The organism is Nocardioides alpinus (assembly GCF_900112035.1).
GTDB lineage: Bacteria > Actinomycetota > Actinomycetes > Propionibacteriales > Nocardioidaceae > Nocardioides > Nocardioides alpinus.
Window position 1 is genome coordinate 763023 of record NZ_FOKC01000001.1, and the last position, 15333, is coordinate 778355.

The 15333-nt window shown below is 71.1% G+C and carries 16 protein-coding genes and 3 tRNA genes; 8 read left to right on the plus strand and 11 right to left on the minus strand.

Going from position 1 to position 15333, the window contains the following annotated elements; all coding sequences use genetic code 11:
• Nucleotides 1-13: 13 nt before the first annotated feature.
• Complete coding sequence (locus BM127_RS22110) at nt 14-175, minus strand: hypothetical protein (protein ID WP_175507312.1); 162 nt, start codon at nt 173-175, stop codon at nt 14-16.
• 187 nt (nt 176-362) lie between these two features.
• Nucleotides 363-566, minus strand: coding sequence for a cold-shock protein (locus BM127_RS03685; RefSeq protein ID WP_056598399.1), 204 nt, complete (start codon nt 564-566; stop codon nt 363-365).
• Nucleotides 567-848: 282 nt separating this feature from the next.
• Between BM127_RS03685 and BM127_RS03690 the strand changes: the two genes are divergently transcribed.
• On the plus strand, nt 849-2375 hold the full coding sequence (locus BM127_RS03690; RefSeq protein WP_217642308.1) for a M81 family metallopeptidase: 1527 nt from the start codon (nt 849-851) through the stop codon (nt 2373-2375).
• Here the strand turns inward: BM127_RS03690 and BM127_RS03695 are convergent.
• The gene (locus tag BM127_RS03695) at nt 2353-3111 is read right to left on the minus strand and encodes a copper homeostasis protein CutC (RefSeq protein ID WP_091194488.1); all 759 of its coding nucleotides are present in this window, start codon (nt 3109-3111) and stop codon (nt 2353-2355) included. The genes BM127_RS03690 and BM127_RS03695 overlap by 23 nt on opposite strands.
• Before the next feature lie 96 nt (nt 3112-3207).
• On the opposite strand from BM127_RS03695, the gene BM127_RS03700 reads away from it, so the two are divergent.
• The gene (locus BM127_RS03700) at nt 3208-3573 is read left to right on the plus strand and encodes a universal stress protein (protein WP_157829666.1); all 366 of its coding nucleotides are present in this window, start codon (nt 3208-3210) and stop codon (nt 3571-3573) included.
• Nucleotides 3574-3655: 82 nt separating this feature from the next.
• Nucleotides 3656-3728: transfer RNA gene (locus BM127_RS03705), tRNA-Lys, on the plus strand.
• 35 nt (nt 3729-3763) lie between these two features.
• On the opposite strand, the gene BM127_RS03710 is transcribed toward BM127_RS03705, so the two are convergent.
• The 3 genes from BM127_RS03710 to BM127_RS03720 all read right to left on the minus strand — a co-directional run bounded on the left by BM127_RS03710 (nt 3764) and on the right by BM127_RS03720 (nt 8158).
• Nucleotides 3764-5026, minus strand: coding sequence for an SGNH/GDSL hydrolase family protein (locus BM127_RS03710; protein WP_091194494.1), 1263 nt, complete (start codon nt 5024-5026; stop codon nt 3764-3766).
• Nucleotides 5027-5135: 109 nt separating this feature from the next.
• On the minus strand, nt 5136-7136 hold the full coding sequence (locus BM127_RS03715; RefSeq protein ID WP_372476568.1) for an MFS transporter: 2001 nt from the start codon (nt 7134-7136) through the stop codon (nt 5136-5138).
• Nucleotides 7133-8158, minus strand: a complete 1026-nt coding sequence (locus BM127_RS03720) for an NADPH:quinone reductase (RefSeq protein WP_244889152.1) — start codon at nt 8156-8158, stop codon at nt 7133-7135. Before BM127_RS03720 ends, BM127_RS03715 begins: the two co-directional genes overlap by 4 nt.
• A gap of 164 nt (nt 8159-8322) precedes the next feature.
• Between BM127_RS03720 and BM127_RS03725 the strand changes: the two genes are divergently transcribed.
• Nucleotides 8323-9102 (plus strand): maleylpyruvate isomerase family mycothiol-dependent enzyme, encoded by a 780-nt coding sequence (locus BM127_RS03725; RefSeq protein ID WP_091194496.1) that lies wholly within the window; start codon nt 8323-8325, stop codon nt 9100-9102.
• A gap of 7 nt (nt 9103-9109) precedes the next feature.
• On the opposite strand, the gene BM127_RS03730 is transcribed toward BM127_RS03725, so the two are convergent.
• Both BM127_RS03730 and BM127_RS03735 read right to left on the minus strand, forming a co-directional pair.
• Nucleotides 9110-10444 carry a DUF4832 domain-containing protein gene (locus tag BM127_RS03730; RefSeq protein ID WP_091194499.1) on the minus strand — a complete coding sequence of 445 codons (1335 nt, stop codon included), beginning with the start codon at nt 10442-10444 and terminating at the stop codon, nt 9110-9112.
• 115 nt (nt 10445-10559) lie between these two features.
• On the minus strand, nt 10560-12032 hold the full coding sequence (locus BM127_RS03735) for an NAD(P)/FAD-dependent oxidoreductase (RefSeq protein WP_091194501.1): 1473 nt from the start codon (nt 12030-12032) through the stop codon (nt 10560-10562).
• Nucleotides 12033-12248: 216 nt separating this feature from the next.
• Between BM127_RS03735 and BM127_RS22115 the strand changes: the two genes are divergently transcribed.
• From BM127_RS22115 to BM127_RS03745, 3 genes are read left to right on the plus strand one after another with little or no spacing between them, the layout of a single operon-like run.
• Nucleotides 12249-13181: an ATP-binding protein gene (locus tag BM127_RS22115; protein WP_157829667.1), complete on the plus strand. Its 933-nt coding sequence runs from the start codon at nt 12249-12251 to the stop codon at nt 13179-13181.
• On the plus strand, nt 13178-13579 hold the full coding sequence (locus BM127_RS03740) for a fluoride efflux transporter FluC (protein WP_157829668.1): 402 nt from the start codon (nt 13178-13180) through the stop codon (nt 13577-13579). Before BM127_RS22115 ends, BM127_RS03740 begins: the two co-directional genes overlap by 4 nt.
• Nucleotides 13576-13911 (plus strand): fluoride efflux transporter FluC, encoded by a 336-nt coding sequence (locus BM127_RS03745; protein ID WP_091194507.1) that lies wholly within the window; start codon nt 13576-13578, stop codon nt 13909-13911. Before BM127_RS03740 ends, BM127_RS03745 begins: the two co-directional genes overlap by 4 nt.
• Here the strand turns inward: BM127_RS03745 and BM127_RS03750 are convergent, their stop codons facing one another.
• The 3 genes from BM127_RS03750 to BM127_RS03760 all read right to left on the minus strand — a co-directional run bounded on the left by BM127_RS03750 (nt 13912) and on the right by BM127_RS03760 (nt 14597).
• The gene (locus BM127_RS03750; protein WP_091194510.1) at nt 13912-14265 is read right to left on the minus strand and encodes a metallopeptidase family protein; all 354 of its coding nucleotides are present in this window, start codon (nt 14263-14265) and stop codon (nt 13912-13914) included.
• 92 nt (nt 14266-14357) lie between these two features.
• Nucleotides 14358-14434 (minus strand) — tRNA-Asp (locus BM127_RS03755).
• Nucleotides 14435-14524: 90 nt separating this feature from the next.
• A tRNA-Glu gene (locus BM127_RS03760) sits at nt 14525-14597 on the minus strand.
• A gap of 138 nt (nt 14598-14735) precedes the next feature.
• Here BM127_RS03760 and BM127_RS03765 point away from each other — a divergent pair.
• Nucleotides 14736-15128 (plus strand): response regulator, encoded by a 393-nt coding sequence (locus BM127_RS03765; RefSeq protein WP_091194512.1) that lies wholly within the window; start codon nt 14736-14738, stop codon nt 15126-15128.
• Nucleotides 15129-15333: the final 205 nt, after the last annotated feature.

Below are 15333 nucleotides of genomic sequence, written 5' to 3' on the forward strand. Positions count from 1 at the left end.
GCTGAGGAGAGGCTCAGTCCATCGGCCGGCGAGGGGTGACCCCGAGCAACCGGTCGATCTCTTCCTGGGACAGGTGGTCCTCGGACTCGCTGGCCGCGATGATCAGCGTGGTGGTGAGCTCCACCTCGCCGAGCAGGTCACCGTCCTCGAGGGTCACGTCGAACTGGTCGTGCACGTCACCCTCCCTCCTGTGCGGATCATTCGACTGTAGGCGTCTGGGTCAAGTCTCCCCGACAGAGGCTGTCGGCGAAATGACCCTTTCGTGTCACTAGTGTCCCTCAAAATCAACTCTGGCTCCTCCCCCGCAGAGGGGGAGGAGCCAGAGTCTTGATCAGATCTGGAACAGGTCCAGCGTCAGCCGATCAGAGCGGACGGACGTTCTCCGCCTGGGGGCCCTTGGGGCCCTGGGTGACGTCGAACTCGACCTTCTGGTTCTCATCCAGCGACTTGTAGCCGTTGGACTGGATGGCCGAGTAGTGCACGAAAACGTCGTCGCCGCCGTCCTCCTGCGCGATGAAGCCGAAACCCTTCTCGGCGTTGAACCACTTCACGGTGCCTTGAGCCATGTGCTCGGTACTCCTGTTATCGGAACGAGAAGCCATCACTGCGACGACTCCGCATCAAGTGCGGTGACACGTCGTCCCGACTCACAAGCTGGAAGGCCCGAAGAAGAAACGCCGTTGGATCACAAACTCCGCGGGCGTCTACCTGCTGGAACTTGCACCTGTTGCAGAAGCAAGCCTACCAACAAATCGCCGTACGTCACTGCCTGAGGGCGGCCTGTGCATGAACACCCGGCCAACGGGCTTCCCGTGGGGTTCACCTCCCCCACCTGCCACCATCGGCGGGTGACCCGTTCCCCGCTCCCCCGCGTGGCCGTCTGCGGCATCAGCCTCGAGGCGTCCACGTTCTCCCCGGCCCTGACCACGACGTCGATGCTGGCTCCTCGTCGGGGCCGCGACGTCCTCGACGCGTGGGACTTCTGGCGCCCCGGTGGGTCGCTCACCGACCGGGCCGCGTGGGTCGGGGTCCTGCAGGCGCGCAGCATCGCGGGTGGCGCCATCCCGGCCGAGGACTACGCCCTCCTCCGGGCCGAGATCCTCGCCGGCCTCGTGGCCGCCGTCGCGGAGGCGCCGCTGGACGGCGTCGTGCTCGACCTCCACGGGGCGGCCAGCGTGGTGGGCCTCGACGACATGGAGGGCGACCTCGCCGTCGCCGTACGCGCCGTGGTCGGGCCGGACTGCCTGATCAGCAGTGGCATGGACCTGCACGGCAACGTGTCGCGGACGCTCGCGGAGACCGTCGACCTGCTGACGACCTACCGCACGGCCCCGCACGTGGACTGGGCGGAGACCAAGGAGCGCGCCGCCCGCAACCTCGTCGACCGCCTGGCCCTGCCGTCTGGTCGGCGCCGGCCGGCCAAGGCGTGGGTGCCGGTGCCGATCCTGCTCCCGGGCGAGATGACGAGCACCCGTCAGGAGCCGGCCACGAGCCTCTATGCCCGCGTCCCGGTGATCGAGGCGATGGACGGGATCCTCGACGCCGGGATCTGGATCGGCTATCCGTGGGCCGACGAGCCGCGCAACTGCGCCGTGGTGATGGTCGTCGGCGACGACGCCGAGCTCGCACTCGCAGAGGCGACCGCGCTGGCGGGCGACCTGTGGTCGCGCCGTGAGGAGTTCGGCTTCGTGGCCCCCGCCGGGAAGCTCGACGTCGTGCTCGCGGCGGCGATCGCCGCGCCTGTCGGGCCCTACTTCGTCTCCGACTCCGGCGACAACCCGACCGCCGGGGGCGCGGGCGACGTGACCTGGACGCTGACCGAGATGCTGGCCAGCCAGGAGCTCGCGGCAAGCGGCAAACGGGCGATCTATGCCTCGATCCCCGATGCCATGGGCGCGCTCGCCGCTGCCGAGGCGGGAGTCGGCGCGGACGTACGCCTCGTGCTGGGCGCCCGGGTCGACGACCGTCCTGCTCCCCCGGTGGAGGTCGCGGGCGAGGTGGTCGCGGTGGTGCCGACCGACGACAACCTCGAGGTCGTCGTCCGCACCCCGGCGGTCGACGTGATCCTCACGCGTCGCCGCCGGCCCTACCACCTCGAGGCCGACTTCACCCGGCTCGGGCTGGACCCTCGCCGTGCCGACATCGTGGTCGTCAAGATCGGCTACCTCGAGCCGGAGCTCTTCGCGATGGCGACCGGCTGGATGCTCGCGCTGACCCCGGGAGGGGTCGACCAGGACCTCGTGCGGCTCGGCCACCACCGGATCCGGCGACCGATGTTCCCCTTCGACGACGTGTCCGGCGTCGACCCGGTCGCGGAGGCGGTGCTCTTGCCGGGAGACACGTCCCAGGCCGTCACCGACCCAGCGCGGCCATGACCTCCGCGACCACCGCGGCGCTGGTCACGCTCCCCGTCCCGCGGTCGTGGTCGTGGTCGACGGGTCCACCACCCCCGGCGGACGCCTGAACCTGCGAAGCACGCAGGTGCACCTCGCGGGCGCCGGTCGCGGCCACGATGCGGGCGACGTTGCCGGGACGTACGCCGCCGCCCACCGCGATCCGTACGTCGTCCCCGCCGCGTCGCACCAGGTCGGCGAGCAGTGGCAGGTGCTCGACCGCCGGGCCGCCGCGGCCCGACGTGAGGACGCGGGTGATGCCCAGGTCGGCGAGGAGCGCGAGCGCCGACCCTTGGTCCGGCACGGAGTCGAAGGCCTTGTGGAAGGTGACCGGGGCGCCGCCGCACGCGGCCACGAGTCGTCGTACCGCATCCGCGTCGACACCGCCGTCCGCGCGGAGCGTGCCCACCACGAAGCCGAGGCGGGCCGACGCGGGAACGGTGTCCCGCAACGCCTCGATGTCCAGCACCATCACGTCGACCTCCCGCGACGAGTGGACGAAGTCGCCCGCGCGCGGGCGCACCAGCACGCGGACCTCGAGTCCCGGCGCCTGCTCGACGCAGTGCCGGACGCAACCGGGCGTCGGGGTCGTGCCGCCGACCCCCAGCCCGGCGCACACCTCGATCGCGTCGGCTCCTGACGCCGCGACGACGCCCGCTCCCCCGACATCCTCGAGGCAGATCTCGACCAGGGTCGGCGCGGACGTGGCGGCGGTCACGGATCCACGCTATCCGCGGCTGCTCGTCACCCGACCGGGAGCGGGGTTCGCTACCTTCGTGGTTCCGCATCGCCGATTGCTGAACCGGAGAGCCCCGTGAGCGTCCTCGTCTTCTACAAGTCCACCCCCGAAGGTGCCGAGGCCGTCCGCGCCGGAGCACGCCAGGCCGCCTTCCACGACACCGACCTCGTCGTGCACAACGTCCCGCTGCACGAGTCGGACGCCGAGGACGTCGAGGCCCTGACGTCCGGTGCTGCGTCCGGCACCGGCGTCGTCTTCCGTACGGTCCCCGAGACCACCTCTGCCGTCGACGACTACCTGGCCGCCGCTGCCGCAGAGGACGTCGACCTTCTCGTCATCGGGATCCGGCACCGCAGCGCGGTCGGCAAGCTCATCCTCGGGAGCACCGAGCAGCAGATCCTCCTCGACGCCCCGTGCCCGGTGCTGGCGGTCAAGGCCTGAGCGACCTGCCTCCGGGGCGGCCACCGTCTCTGAGATGATCCCCTGACGACATGGGGTCCGCTCGCGCGGTCGTCGATGTCGCGGGCCTCTAGCTCAATGGGTAGAGCAGCGGACTTTTAATCCGTTTGTTGTCGGTTCGAGTCCGACGGGGCCTACTGCTCTGTCATCCGTCATCCGGAGGACCACTGCCCTACCGGTCGGCGTTCCGGGCCACGCGGACGCGAACCCACCGGCTGGCACCCGCCGCATTGACGGAGCGGACCGAGCACCGTGCCGATCGCGACCCCAGCACCGCTCGTCGCCCCTCGGTGCGGGTCGACACGCGACCACACCTCACCGTGTAGGAGTCCGCGGTCGTCGCGCGAGCCCAACGCACCACGGTGCGCGTGCCCACCCGTTCGGCGCTGACCCTGCGCGGGGCCGTCGGCGCGAGCAGAGGTGCCGGCCCGACGACTGGCGGCGCGACAGCGACCGGAGGCTCGACCGGCGCGGGAGCCGTGCCCACGCCCTCCGGCGCAGGCTGGACCTCGGGCTGGGGCTCGACGTCCGGCTGGGGCTGGACCTCCGGCTGGGGCTCGACCTGGGGCTCCGGCTCCGGGAGCGGGTCGGGCACCGTCTCCACGGGCGGCGCGATCACCTCAGGGGGGATCACCTCGGGTTCGGGCTCCGGCTCGGGGTCAACAGGGTCATGGGCGCCGGGAGTCAGGGGATGCGGCGCGAGGACGTCGCGGCCGATGCCCAGCGCTTCCAGGCCCACCGAGACCGAACGGGCGATCTTGCGCTGACCGAGCGTGGTCGGGTGGGCTGGGTCGTAGGTGTCGACGCCGTTGGTGAAGTCGGCGACGGGCGTCGAGCTGACGCGGGACTCCGCGGTCGTCAGCTCGGCGGCGAGGTCCGGCAACGCGGCGTTGAAGGCGTCGACGTCCCTGACCCAGGTCTGCGGGATGGTGCCGAGCACGAAGTCCACGTCGGGCTTCACTGCGCGGGCCTCGCCGACGAAGCGGCGCACGGACTCGAGCATGTCCTCCGACGACAGCCCGAGCCAGGCGAAGTCATTGACCCCCAGCTGCTCCACGATGACGTCGGGCTGGCTCTCGGCGACGAGGTCGCCGATCAGCGGGGCGTCGGGCCCGGGCCACCACCACGGCTCGACCATGGCCAGGCCCCACCGCGCTGCGTGGTCGGAGTCGAAGTCGGGCTCGGCGTACGACCCGCCCCACGTCTGGTCCTCCGCGAAGGTGCCGGAGTAGGGACCCACGAAGTCCACCGAGGCGCCGGTCTGCTCGAGACCCTTCCAGGAGAAGTAGCGCCAGGTGTAGTCGCCGTCAGCGCCGTGGGTCACCGAGTCCCCCACGATCAGCACTCGCACCGGCGCGCCCTCGGCCTGCGCCTGGACAGGCGCCCACACCATGGCGACGACTGCGGCCACCACGACCGCCACGAGCTTGCTCACGAGATCCCCCGATCCACCACGGCGGATGCTACGTCAAGATCAGCCTGACGTCCTCGTTCCCGAGATGATCCACCAGCTCACCGACGGAGGAGTCGTGGCGCCGGCGCGATCAGTGGGGCTGGAGGGTGGCACCCACCGGGATGTCGATGTCGACGACCTCCGACTCGATGGTCAGCGTCACCTTGCGGGCGTGCGCGGAGCCGGTGTGCGGGTCGTAGGCGGTGAACACGTAGCGACCGGTCGGTGGCAGCTGGAAGGCGTAGCGGCCCGCGTCGTCGCAGTGCGTGGAGCCGACCTGCGTGCCCAGCGCCTCGCTGAGCGCGACGAGCGCGCCAGCGGCGGGTGCCCCGTCCCTCGTCACGACGCCGGAGACGGTCAGCTCGCGGGCGAGCGTCAGGTCCTGCTCGACCTCGCCGCCGGCGAAGTCGAACACGGTGGCCTCGGGCGCCCACCCGATCGCGTTGGCGATCACCACGTAGGTGCCCGGGCCGGGCAGCACCACCGAGTAGCGGCCGGCATTGTCGGCGCGGCTCCAGTCCAGCTGTTCGCCGTGCACGTCGAGCACCGACACCAGGATCGTGCCGCGAGCGCTGTCGTCGGCCCGGGCCAGGCGGATCTGCCCGCGGACCACGGCCTCCTGCTTCTCCCCACCCTGGGCCCGGGCGAGCTCGCGCTCGTGGTGCGTACGACGATCACGCGGGATCAGGGCGGCCAGGGCGACGCAGACGGCCGCCGCCACCGCGCCGAGCACCAGCACGATCCGGAAGGCCTCCTCGGTGGCGAAGAGCACGCCGCCGACCTCGATCGTGTACGTCGCCATGATCGCGGCGACCAGGGTGCTCGCGAGCGACGTCCCGATCGACCGGACCAGCGAGTTCAGCCCGTTGGCCGAGGCGGTCTCGGTGATCGGGACCGAGGACATGATGAGTGTCGGCATGGCCGCGAAGGCCAGCGCCGTGCCGATCCCGACCAGGGTGGAGCCGACCACGATCGCCGCCACCGAGTCGGCCCAGAAGACGCGGCCGACGTAGGTCAGGGACATCAACCCCGCCCCGACCAGCAGCACAGCCCGACCTCCCCACCGGGCCAGCGACCACCCGGAGACGGGTGACATCGCCACCATCGCGAGTCCGGACGGCACCATCGCGAGTCCGGCGGCCGTCACACCGAGGCCGAACCCGGCGCCCGTGGCGGCTGGCTGCTGGAGCACCTGGACGGTGACGAGCATGTTCACGAACATCGCCATGCCGGCGAAGATCGAGGCGAGGTTGGTCATCAGCACCGGCCGCTGCGCACTGGTGCGGAGGTCGACCATGGGCTGGTTGACGCGCAGCTCCAGCGGGACCCAGATCACGAGCAGCAGCAGCGAGGACACCAGCAGGCCGACGACGACCGGCTCGCCCCACCCCCAGGCACTGCCCTTGGAGATCGGCAGGAGGAGGCAGATCAGGGCCGCGGAGAGCACCAGGGCCCCGGTGACGTCGAACCGGCCGGGCGTGCGCACCGGCGACTCCTCGACGACGACCAGCAGGGCGACGACCAGCACGGCGCCTGCGACGGCGCCGAACCAGAAGATCGAGTGCCAGCCCAGCCAGTTGCTCAGCACTCCTGCGAGCGGCAGGCCGAGCGCGGAACCGATGCCCATCGTCGCGCTCATCAACGCCACTGCGGTGCCGATGCGCTCGGGCGGGAGCTTGTCGCGCAGGATGCTGATGCCGACGGCGATCAGCGCGGCACCGAAGCCCTGCAGCGCCCTCCCGACGATCATCGTGACGAACGAGACCTCCAGCGCACAGATCACCGAGCCGAGGATCATCGCCCCGAGGGAGACGAGCAGCATCCGCCGCTTGCCGTACATGTCGGCCATCCGCGCGATGATCGGCGTCCCCACGGCGGCCGTCAGCAGGGTGGCGGTGACCAGCCAGGAGGAGTCCGAGGCCGAGATGTCGAGCAGCTGCGGGAACTCCGGGAGGAGCGGGATCACCAGGGTGAACTGGAGCGCCGAGACCATGCCGCACAGCGACAGCACGAGGATCGTCGCCCACGCCGGGGCGGTGCGTTGCATCAGGCTCCTAGGTTCGGCAGGGGATCGGGCCCCAGTCTCGCTCAGTCGTCGGCGACGTCGATCAGCACCTTGCCGACGGCACCGCCCTCGACGGCCGCGTGCGCGTCAGCCGTCCGCTCCAGCGGGTGGTGGTGGACCGGCAGGCCGCGGTCCTCGCCCACGCCGTACGCCCCGTCGACCAGGGCCGCCGTGATGTCCTCCGCCGCGGACCGCAGCGCGGCCTCACCGACGGTGTAGAGCAGCACCCACTGGAAGCGCGCGTTGGTCGAGAAGGTCGCGCGGACGCTGAGGTTCACCTCGTCACCGCCGTTGTTGGCATAGATCGCGATGGTCCCGCGCGGCTTGATCACCTGCACGTCGAGCGCCAGGTTCTGCGCGGGCGCCACCTCGACGACGAGGTCGACACCGTCGGGCGCCAGCGCGCGGATCGACGCCACCGTGTCGCCGTCGCGGTAGTTCACGACGTGGTGGGCGCCGGCAGCCGTGGCGAGGTCGCCCTTCTCGGTGCTGCTCACCGTGCTGACGACCGTGGCGCCGGCCCACCTGGCCAGCTGGATCGCGGCGTTGCCGACGGCACCCGCTCCGCCCGCGACGAGGACGGTCCGGCCGGCAAGAGCGCCCGGTGCGAGACGGGTCGGTCCGTCCTCGGACGTCGTGAGGGCGCGGTGGGCGGTGACCGCCGGGACGCCGAGGGAGGCACCCACGTCGTACGACGTCGCGTCGGGCAGCGCGGTGACGTTGGCTGTCGGGAGCACGACCTGCTCCTGCGCCGTGCCGCCGGGGCGGGTGTGCTGCGCGAGCATCGTCCAGACCCGGTCGCCGACGGCGAAGCCGGTCACGCCGGGGCCGACCGCGTCGACCACGCCGGCGCCGTCCTGACCGGGCACGATCTCCGGGAAGGCCAGCTCCCCCATGCCGCCGGCGCGGAACTTCCAGTCGGTCGGGTTGATCCCGGCCCGGACGATCCGCACCCGGACCTCCCCCGGACCGGGCTCCGCGGGCTCCCGCTCGACCAGCTCGAGCACAGAGGAGTCGCCACTCTCGGTGTAGACCACAGCACGCACCACGTTGTCCCTTCGTCGGTCCTTGTCACCTCCGACAACACGAGCGACCCGCGGTCTATGCCGCGCCCGGTCCACGGATCCGACGCACGCCGTGGCACATGGCTCATCCGTCAGCCAGCACCACCTTCGTCCCGGAACAAGCCGTCCCGCGGCGGCGTTGACCGACCATGACCGACCTCCTGGACCGCACCATCACCGCGCTGCGCACCAACCACGACGAGGTCGCCGCCCTGGCGACCGAGCTGTCCGAGGAGCAGCTCCTCGGTCCGAGCGGGGCTGAGGAGTGGACGGTCGCCCAGGTCCTGTCGCACCTCGGCAGCGGCGCGGAGATCATGGGCGGCCAGCTGGCCGCAGCGGTCACGGGTGAGCCGCGCGACGTCGAGAACACCGCCGTATGGGCACGCTGGGACGCCGCCTCGCCGGCGGAGCAGGCCGCATGGTTCGTCGAGCACGACGGTCGGCTGGTCCGGGCGCTGGAAGGGCTGGGCGCCGAGCAGCGGGGCTCCTTGCGGGTCGACCTCGGCTTCCTCCCCGAGCCGGCGCCCCTGTCCACCTTCGCCGGGATGCGGCTGAACGAGGCTGCCCAGCACGCGTGGGACGTACGCGTCGCGGGCGATGCTGCTGCGGAGCTCGAGCCGTCCTCCGCCGAAGCCCTTGCCGAGCACTTCTCCGGCGACCTCGGCTTCATGCTCGGCTTCACGGCCAAGCCGGAGCACTCCCCCGGCCCGGCACGCGTGGCCGCGGGTGACCGCACCCTCGTGATCGACGACGGGCAGGTCTCGCTCACCGCGCCGGTCGAGGACGCGACCGCGACCTTCCACGGCTCGACCGAGGCGCTCCTGCGACTCCTCGCTGGCCGCCTCAAGCCCGGATCCACCCCTGCGGGGACGACCGTCAGCGGCAACGTCTCCCTCGACGACCTGCGGCGCGTCTTCCCGGGCTACTGAGCCGGGCTCAGCGGACCCGCACGACTCCGACGCGGTAGGTGCCGCGCGTGGTGCGCCCCGTGTTGGCCAGGTGCATCGGAGCGGCGTAGCCCGAGGGATCGACGACGCCCACGTACACGGCGTACTTCCCCTTCGCGAGCCCCTTCGTGTCGACACCCGCGCGCCGCTTCTCGGTGCCCGTCAGCCCGTCCAGGGGCCGGCCGAGCGACCGGGTGACGGAGGCGCCGCTGCGCGAGTGGAGGAGGGTGAGCTGCACGTCCCAGGGGTCGTACGTCGGTGCGGTGCCCTGGTTCTCCCACGCGGTCCGCACCGTGATCCGGCTGCCGGCCGTGAAGGTCGTCGGCAGCGTGACCGACCGCAGACGCAGGCGGTAGCCGGCGGTGGCGAGGGCCTTGTCGTACGCCGCCCGCTGGCGGCCGGCGAGCGCGTCGCGCGTCCACGGCATGTTGCCCGACGAGAGGGTCGAGACGTGGAACTGCCGGACCTGCTGCGCGCCGAGGACGGGATCGGCCCGGGTGCACCACTCGGAGAAGAACGGTCGGGTCTTCCACACCTGCTGCAGGCGGGCGTCGCCCGGCACGGTGGAGTACATGTCCGGGCAGCCGAGGTTGTCGGTGCGCAGACCGAGGTTGGGACTGGCCTTGAGCGCGGCGAGCGTGAACGGGACCGGAGTCATCGTGTTGATCAGGACGTGCTTGGTCGGGAACGCAGAGGTGACCGCCTCGACGATCGCCAGACCGTTGGCGTCCGACACCCGCTCGCCGGCGTCGACGTGCCACTCGCCGTAGCTGCCGTAGCCGCCCACGTCGACGTAGCCCAGGCGGGGGTCGTCGCCGTAGCGCCGGCCGAGCTCGGCCATCAGCTCGCGCCACTGGGCCAGGAACCCGGGCGAGTTCCAGTCCGGGACGTAGCCGCCGGCCTGGCGCGGCACGAAGGACGGCGTGACGGCCGGCAGGTCCTCGCGGCTCTCCATCCAGCAGCCGGGGCAGTAGGCCATGACCCGGAAGCCGAACGTGCCCCCGCGGGCGCCGGCGTCGGCCAGGCCCGCGTCGAGCCACGAGAAGTCCCAGACGTTGTCGGACGTCTCGATCCGGCCCCAGTAGACCTGGTCGCGGTAGTAGACGTCGTTGGAGGTGACCGTCGCCGTCGTCGGCTCACCGCCCAGCCAGCGGTACTGACCGCGCAGCGGGTTGGGAAGGTCGGCACCGAGCCCCAGGGGCGCCATCGTGAAGGTGCGGTCGGCGTCCGCAGCCTGCGCGGGCGCGGGAGGGGTCGCACCGAGGGATGCGACCAGGCAACCCAGGGCAGCAGCCGACGCCAAGGTGCGCCAGGAGAGCTTCATCGCGGGTCCGTCCGGTCGAGGTCGACGACCAGTGTGAGGGCGAACCGGGATGCGCGGAGGCAGAACGGGGACAACTCGTGGGCCGACCCCGGCGTGACGCGCGTACGTGCTGGGGCTAGCGAGCCGCCTCGGACACGCCACGCGCCCCGGAGTCGGTGAGCTCGGCCTCGCGATGGGCGGCGGCCTCGAGCTCCTGGCGCCGGGTCTCCTCCATCATCGCGCGCGTGGCGTCGTAGATGCCGGGGTCGGACACCAGGTCGGCAGCGCCGCGACGCAGCCGCGCCAGCGCGGCACGGGCGAAGATCTGCTGCTCGGTCGTGGTCCGCTCGGAGCGGTTGTTGCTGATGAAGGTGATCGCCCAGCGCATCAGTGCCGACACCTGGTTCTTGAAACCGGTGAGGTAGACGAGGTGGACGCCGAGCCACATCAGCCAGGCCACGATGCCGGTGAGACGGAACTTGCCGACCATCGCGACAGCGCGGAACCGGCTGATGATGGCCATCGAGCCCTTGTCGAAGTACTTGAAGGGCGGCTGCGGCTGCTTGTCCTCGAGCCGGTTCTTGATCTCCTTGGCGGCGTACTTCGCGCCCTGGATGGCGACCTGCGCGACACCGGGGAGGTTGTCGAGGGCGATCATGTCGCCGACGACGAACACCTCGGGGTGCCCCGGCAGGGTGAGGTCGGGGTTGACCGAGATCCGGCCGGCGCGGTCGAGCGGGGCGCCCGTCTGCTCGGACAGGGTCTTGCCCAGCGGGTTGGCCTGCACGCCGGCGGCCCAGATCTTGGCGACCGAGTTGATCCGCTCGACGTGGCCGTCCTTGAACTTCACCTCGAGGCCGCGCTCGTCGACCTCGGTGACCATGCCGCCGAGCATGACCTCGACGCCGAGCTTTTCCAGCTCGGCCTTGGCCTTCTCGCCGAGCTTGGCGCCGAACGGCGGCAGCACCTGCGGCGCGGCGTCGACCAGGACGACCCGCGCGGTGCGGGTGTTGATCGCGCGGAAGTCCTTGCGCAGCGTGTTGTGGGCCAGCTCGGCGATCTGGCCGGCCATCTCCACACCGGTGGGACCGGCGCCGACGACCACGAAGGTCAGCAGGTGGTCGACCTCGTCGCCGCGGGTGGCCCCGAGCTCGGCCATCTCGAAGGCGCCGAAGATCCGGCCGCGCAGCTCGAGGGCGTCGTCGATGCTCTTCATCCCGGGGGCGAACTCGGCGAAGTGGTCGTTGCCGAAGTAGGACTGGCTCGCACCGGCCGCGACCAGCAGGGAGTCGTACGACGTCGTGGTGTCGCGACCCAGCACCTGCGAGGTGACCGTGCGTGCCGCGAGGTCGATGCCCGTGACCTCGCCGAGGATGACCCGCGCGTTGTCCTGGCCACTGAGGATCTCGCGGGTCGGCGGAGCGATCTCGCCCTCGGACAGGATGCCGGTCGCGACCTGGTAGAGCAGCGGCTGGAAGAGGTGGTGGGTCGTCTTGGCGATGACGGTGACGTCCACGTCGGCCCGGCGCAACGCCTTGGTGCCGAACAGTCCGCCGAAGCCGGAACCGATCACGACCACCTTGTGGCGCGGTGCCTGCGTCGGGGTCATGGTTGCTCCTAGGGTCGTAGGTGCCATCTCGTGGTGCCGGGGCACTTCCTATTGTCCTCCGGTCGCACCGGGAGGGCGAAACGCCGTCCACGTCTCGTGCCTCACACCGTTTCCCGTTCCTCCGGGAAAACTAGTGTGATGGTCGAGGTTTGAACTACCCGCTTTCGGGCAATCATGGCCCCACTGGACTGCCCACCCCCGCAGAAAAGAGTCCCAGTGCCGCTGAGCTCCGAGTTGACGCTTGCGTCGTCGCCGCGCGCTGCGGCCGACGCGCGGCGCTGGGTCGGCGACATCTTCGTGCGGCTCGAGCGCACCGATCTCCTCGAGTGCGCCCAGCTCGGCGTCTCCGAACTGGTGGCCAACGCGATCCTCCACGCGACCGTCCCCTTCAAGGTGCGCGTGCGCGGCACGGCCAGCCACCCGCGCATCGAGGTGGTCGACGGGTCGACGCACCCTCCCGTCCCGCCGGCCAGCGTGCCGACCGACGACCTCGACCTGCTGCTCACCTTCGGCCGGGGCCTGTCCATGGTCGCCCAGTGCGCCGTGGCCTGGGGCGCGACGATCGAGGCCGACGGCAAGATCGTGTGGTTCGAGCCGGCCCAGCAGATGACCGACGACGGCTCGGTCGAGTGGGTCATCGACCACCAGGAGCAGCCCGACCTCGAGCCCATCGACGAGACGGCCCTCGCGGTCCACCTCCTCGGCGTGGACGTGCCGCTCTACCTGTCCCTGAGCCAGCAGTACAACGAGCTGCGCCGCGAGCTGCGTCTCCTGTCGCTGTCGCACCAGTCGGACTACCCCCTGGCCGGCGACCTCACCTCGATGTTCGCCAGCTTCGAGCGCCAGTTCCCCGACGCCTACCGCAAGCAGATCAGCGACGCGGCCACCAGGGGCCACGCACGCGTCGACGTGAGCTTCTCGCTCGTGCCCGACGCTGCCCCCGTCTTCGCCACGATGACTGAGATGTTCGACGTGGCCGACGCCTTCTGCCGGGCGGAGCGGCTGCTCTCCATGGCTCGGACCACACCCCAGCGCACCTTCCAGAACTGGCTCCTCCGAGAGCTGATCCACCAGCTCGACGGCGCCGAGCCGCAGCCGTGGACCGGCCACACCGACACCCGCGCGGCCTCCACCAGCCAGGTCGGGTGAGCCGCCGGGAGCTGCGCGCGACCGACCTGCTCCTCGTGGCAGCCGGCGGTGCGGTCGGCGCCTTGCTGCGGTGGGCCGTCGACACCGCCGCGCCCGACACGCTCTTCCCGTGGCCCACCCTGGCGATCAACGTCGTCGGGGCGTTCGCGCTGGGGCTGCTGCCCGCGCTCGCCGTCGTGCGCCGCTCGCGACGCGTCGCGCTCTCTGTCGGCCCCGGCCTGCTGGGCGGCTTCACCACGGTGTCGGCGTGGGCCGGACAGGTCCGGGACCTGGCGGACTCGGGCGAGGTCGGTCTGGCCGGCCTCTACCTCGCAGCCACCCTCGCCGCCGGCCTGGGCGCCGCAGCGCTGGCGCAGCGGATCGCGCACCGCCCCGAGCCGGACGGGGCGCTGGAGTGACCGCGCTGCTCGTGGCCCTGGGCGCCGCCGCAGGCGCTCCCCTGCGCTACGCCCTGGCGCTGGCCCTCGACGGCCGGTTCCCCGCCGGGATGCTGCTGGTGAACGCGCTCGGCTCGGGCCTGTTCGGCCTGTTCGCCGCGCTGTCCCTCGGGGACGCCGGCTGGGCCCTGCTCGGCGTCGGGTTCTGCGGCGGCTTCACGTCGTTCTCGTCCTTCGCGGTGCAGACGGTCGAGCGGTCGGGGCGCGCGGCGACCGCGTACGTCGTGGCGACGACCGTGCTGTCGGTCGGCGCGTGCGCCCTGGGCTGGGTGCTCGGCAGCCGACTGGGCTAGTCAGCCCCAGCCGAGCTCGTGCAGGCGCGCGTCGTCGAGCCCGAAGTGGTGGGCCACCTCGTGCACGACGGTGATCCTGACCTCCTCCTCGAGGTCCTCCACGGTGTCGGCCATGTCGAGCAGCGGTCCGCGGAACAGCAGGATCCGGTCCGGGAGCATGCCGGAGTGGTTGGCCGGACGCTCGGTCAGCGCGAGCCCGTCATAGAGGCCGAGCAGGTCCGGGTCGTCGTCCGGCGCCTCGGCCTCGACCAGGACGACCACGTTGTCCACCAGGCGGGCCAGGTCGTCGGGTAGTCCGTCGAGGGCGCGCCCCACCATGTCGTCGAACGCGACGGGGTCCAGGTCGATCGGCATGGCCACAGCGTAGGGAGCCGGCGGAAACCCGGCTCCGAGCGATGAAATGCCGATCAGGGTGAGCCTGGTGGCTCACCCTGATCGGCATGCAATGGCGACCCCGACGGGACTCGAACCCGCGGCCTCCGCCGTGACAGGGCGGCGCGCTAACCAACTGCGCTACGGGGCCAGGTGTTGCTGGTGCTACTGGTGAAGCGGGTGGAACTCTAACCCATGGGCTCCGACGACCACCAATCGGCGTCGACCTCGATCCGGGCCGTACCCCCAACCGGATTCGAACCGGCGCTACCGCCGTGAAAGGGCGGGGTCCTGGGCCGCTAGACGATGGGGGCCCGCTTGCGTCGGGCATGCCCGTTCAAGCGTCGACAAGCATAGGGCCAGGCCGCTCCGGGACCCCAAATCTCACCCTCAGGGGGGTCGGGTTCCGAGATGCCGCGCGATTTGCCACGGAGTTTGACTAATCTTGCCTCGTGGGCGGGAACGGACGAGAGCTGCGATTCCTTGTTGTCGATGACAACGAGGACATCCGTGACGTCTTCTGTCGCCTGGTGGAGCGGGCCGGACACGTCGCTTCGACCGCCGGCGACGGACTCGAAGCGGTCGAGATGGTCCAGGCCGAGTCCTTCGACGTGATGCTGCTCGACCTCACGATGCCGAAGATGAACGGCGTCGAGGTGGTGCGGTGGCTCAAGACCCACCCGGACGTGGCCCCTGCCATGCGGGTGGTCGTGATCAGCGCCTGGGCCGGCGAGCACCGCTCCGTCCTGCAGGAGCTGGGCGTCGACACCGTGATGCAGAAGCCCCTGCGCATCCAACAACTGACAGACCTCATCAACGAGACGCTGCTCGACATGGAGACCTGAGCCACCCCTGAAACCCCCACGGGCGACGGCCTCCGAGCAGCGCACCTGTACGTCCGACCGGATGTACGACCAACCCCCACCCTGGAGAACACATCATGATGAAGAGCATCCGCACCGCGATCGAGTCCAAGCGTGCCGCCAACCAGCTCCAGTCGATGTACATGTGGCGCACCGCTCCCGGTCGTCGCTGACCACCGGTGACGCG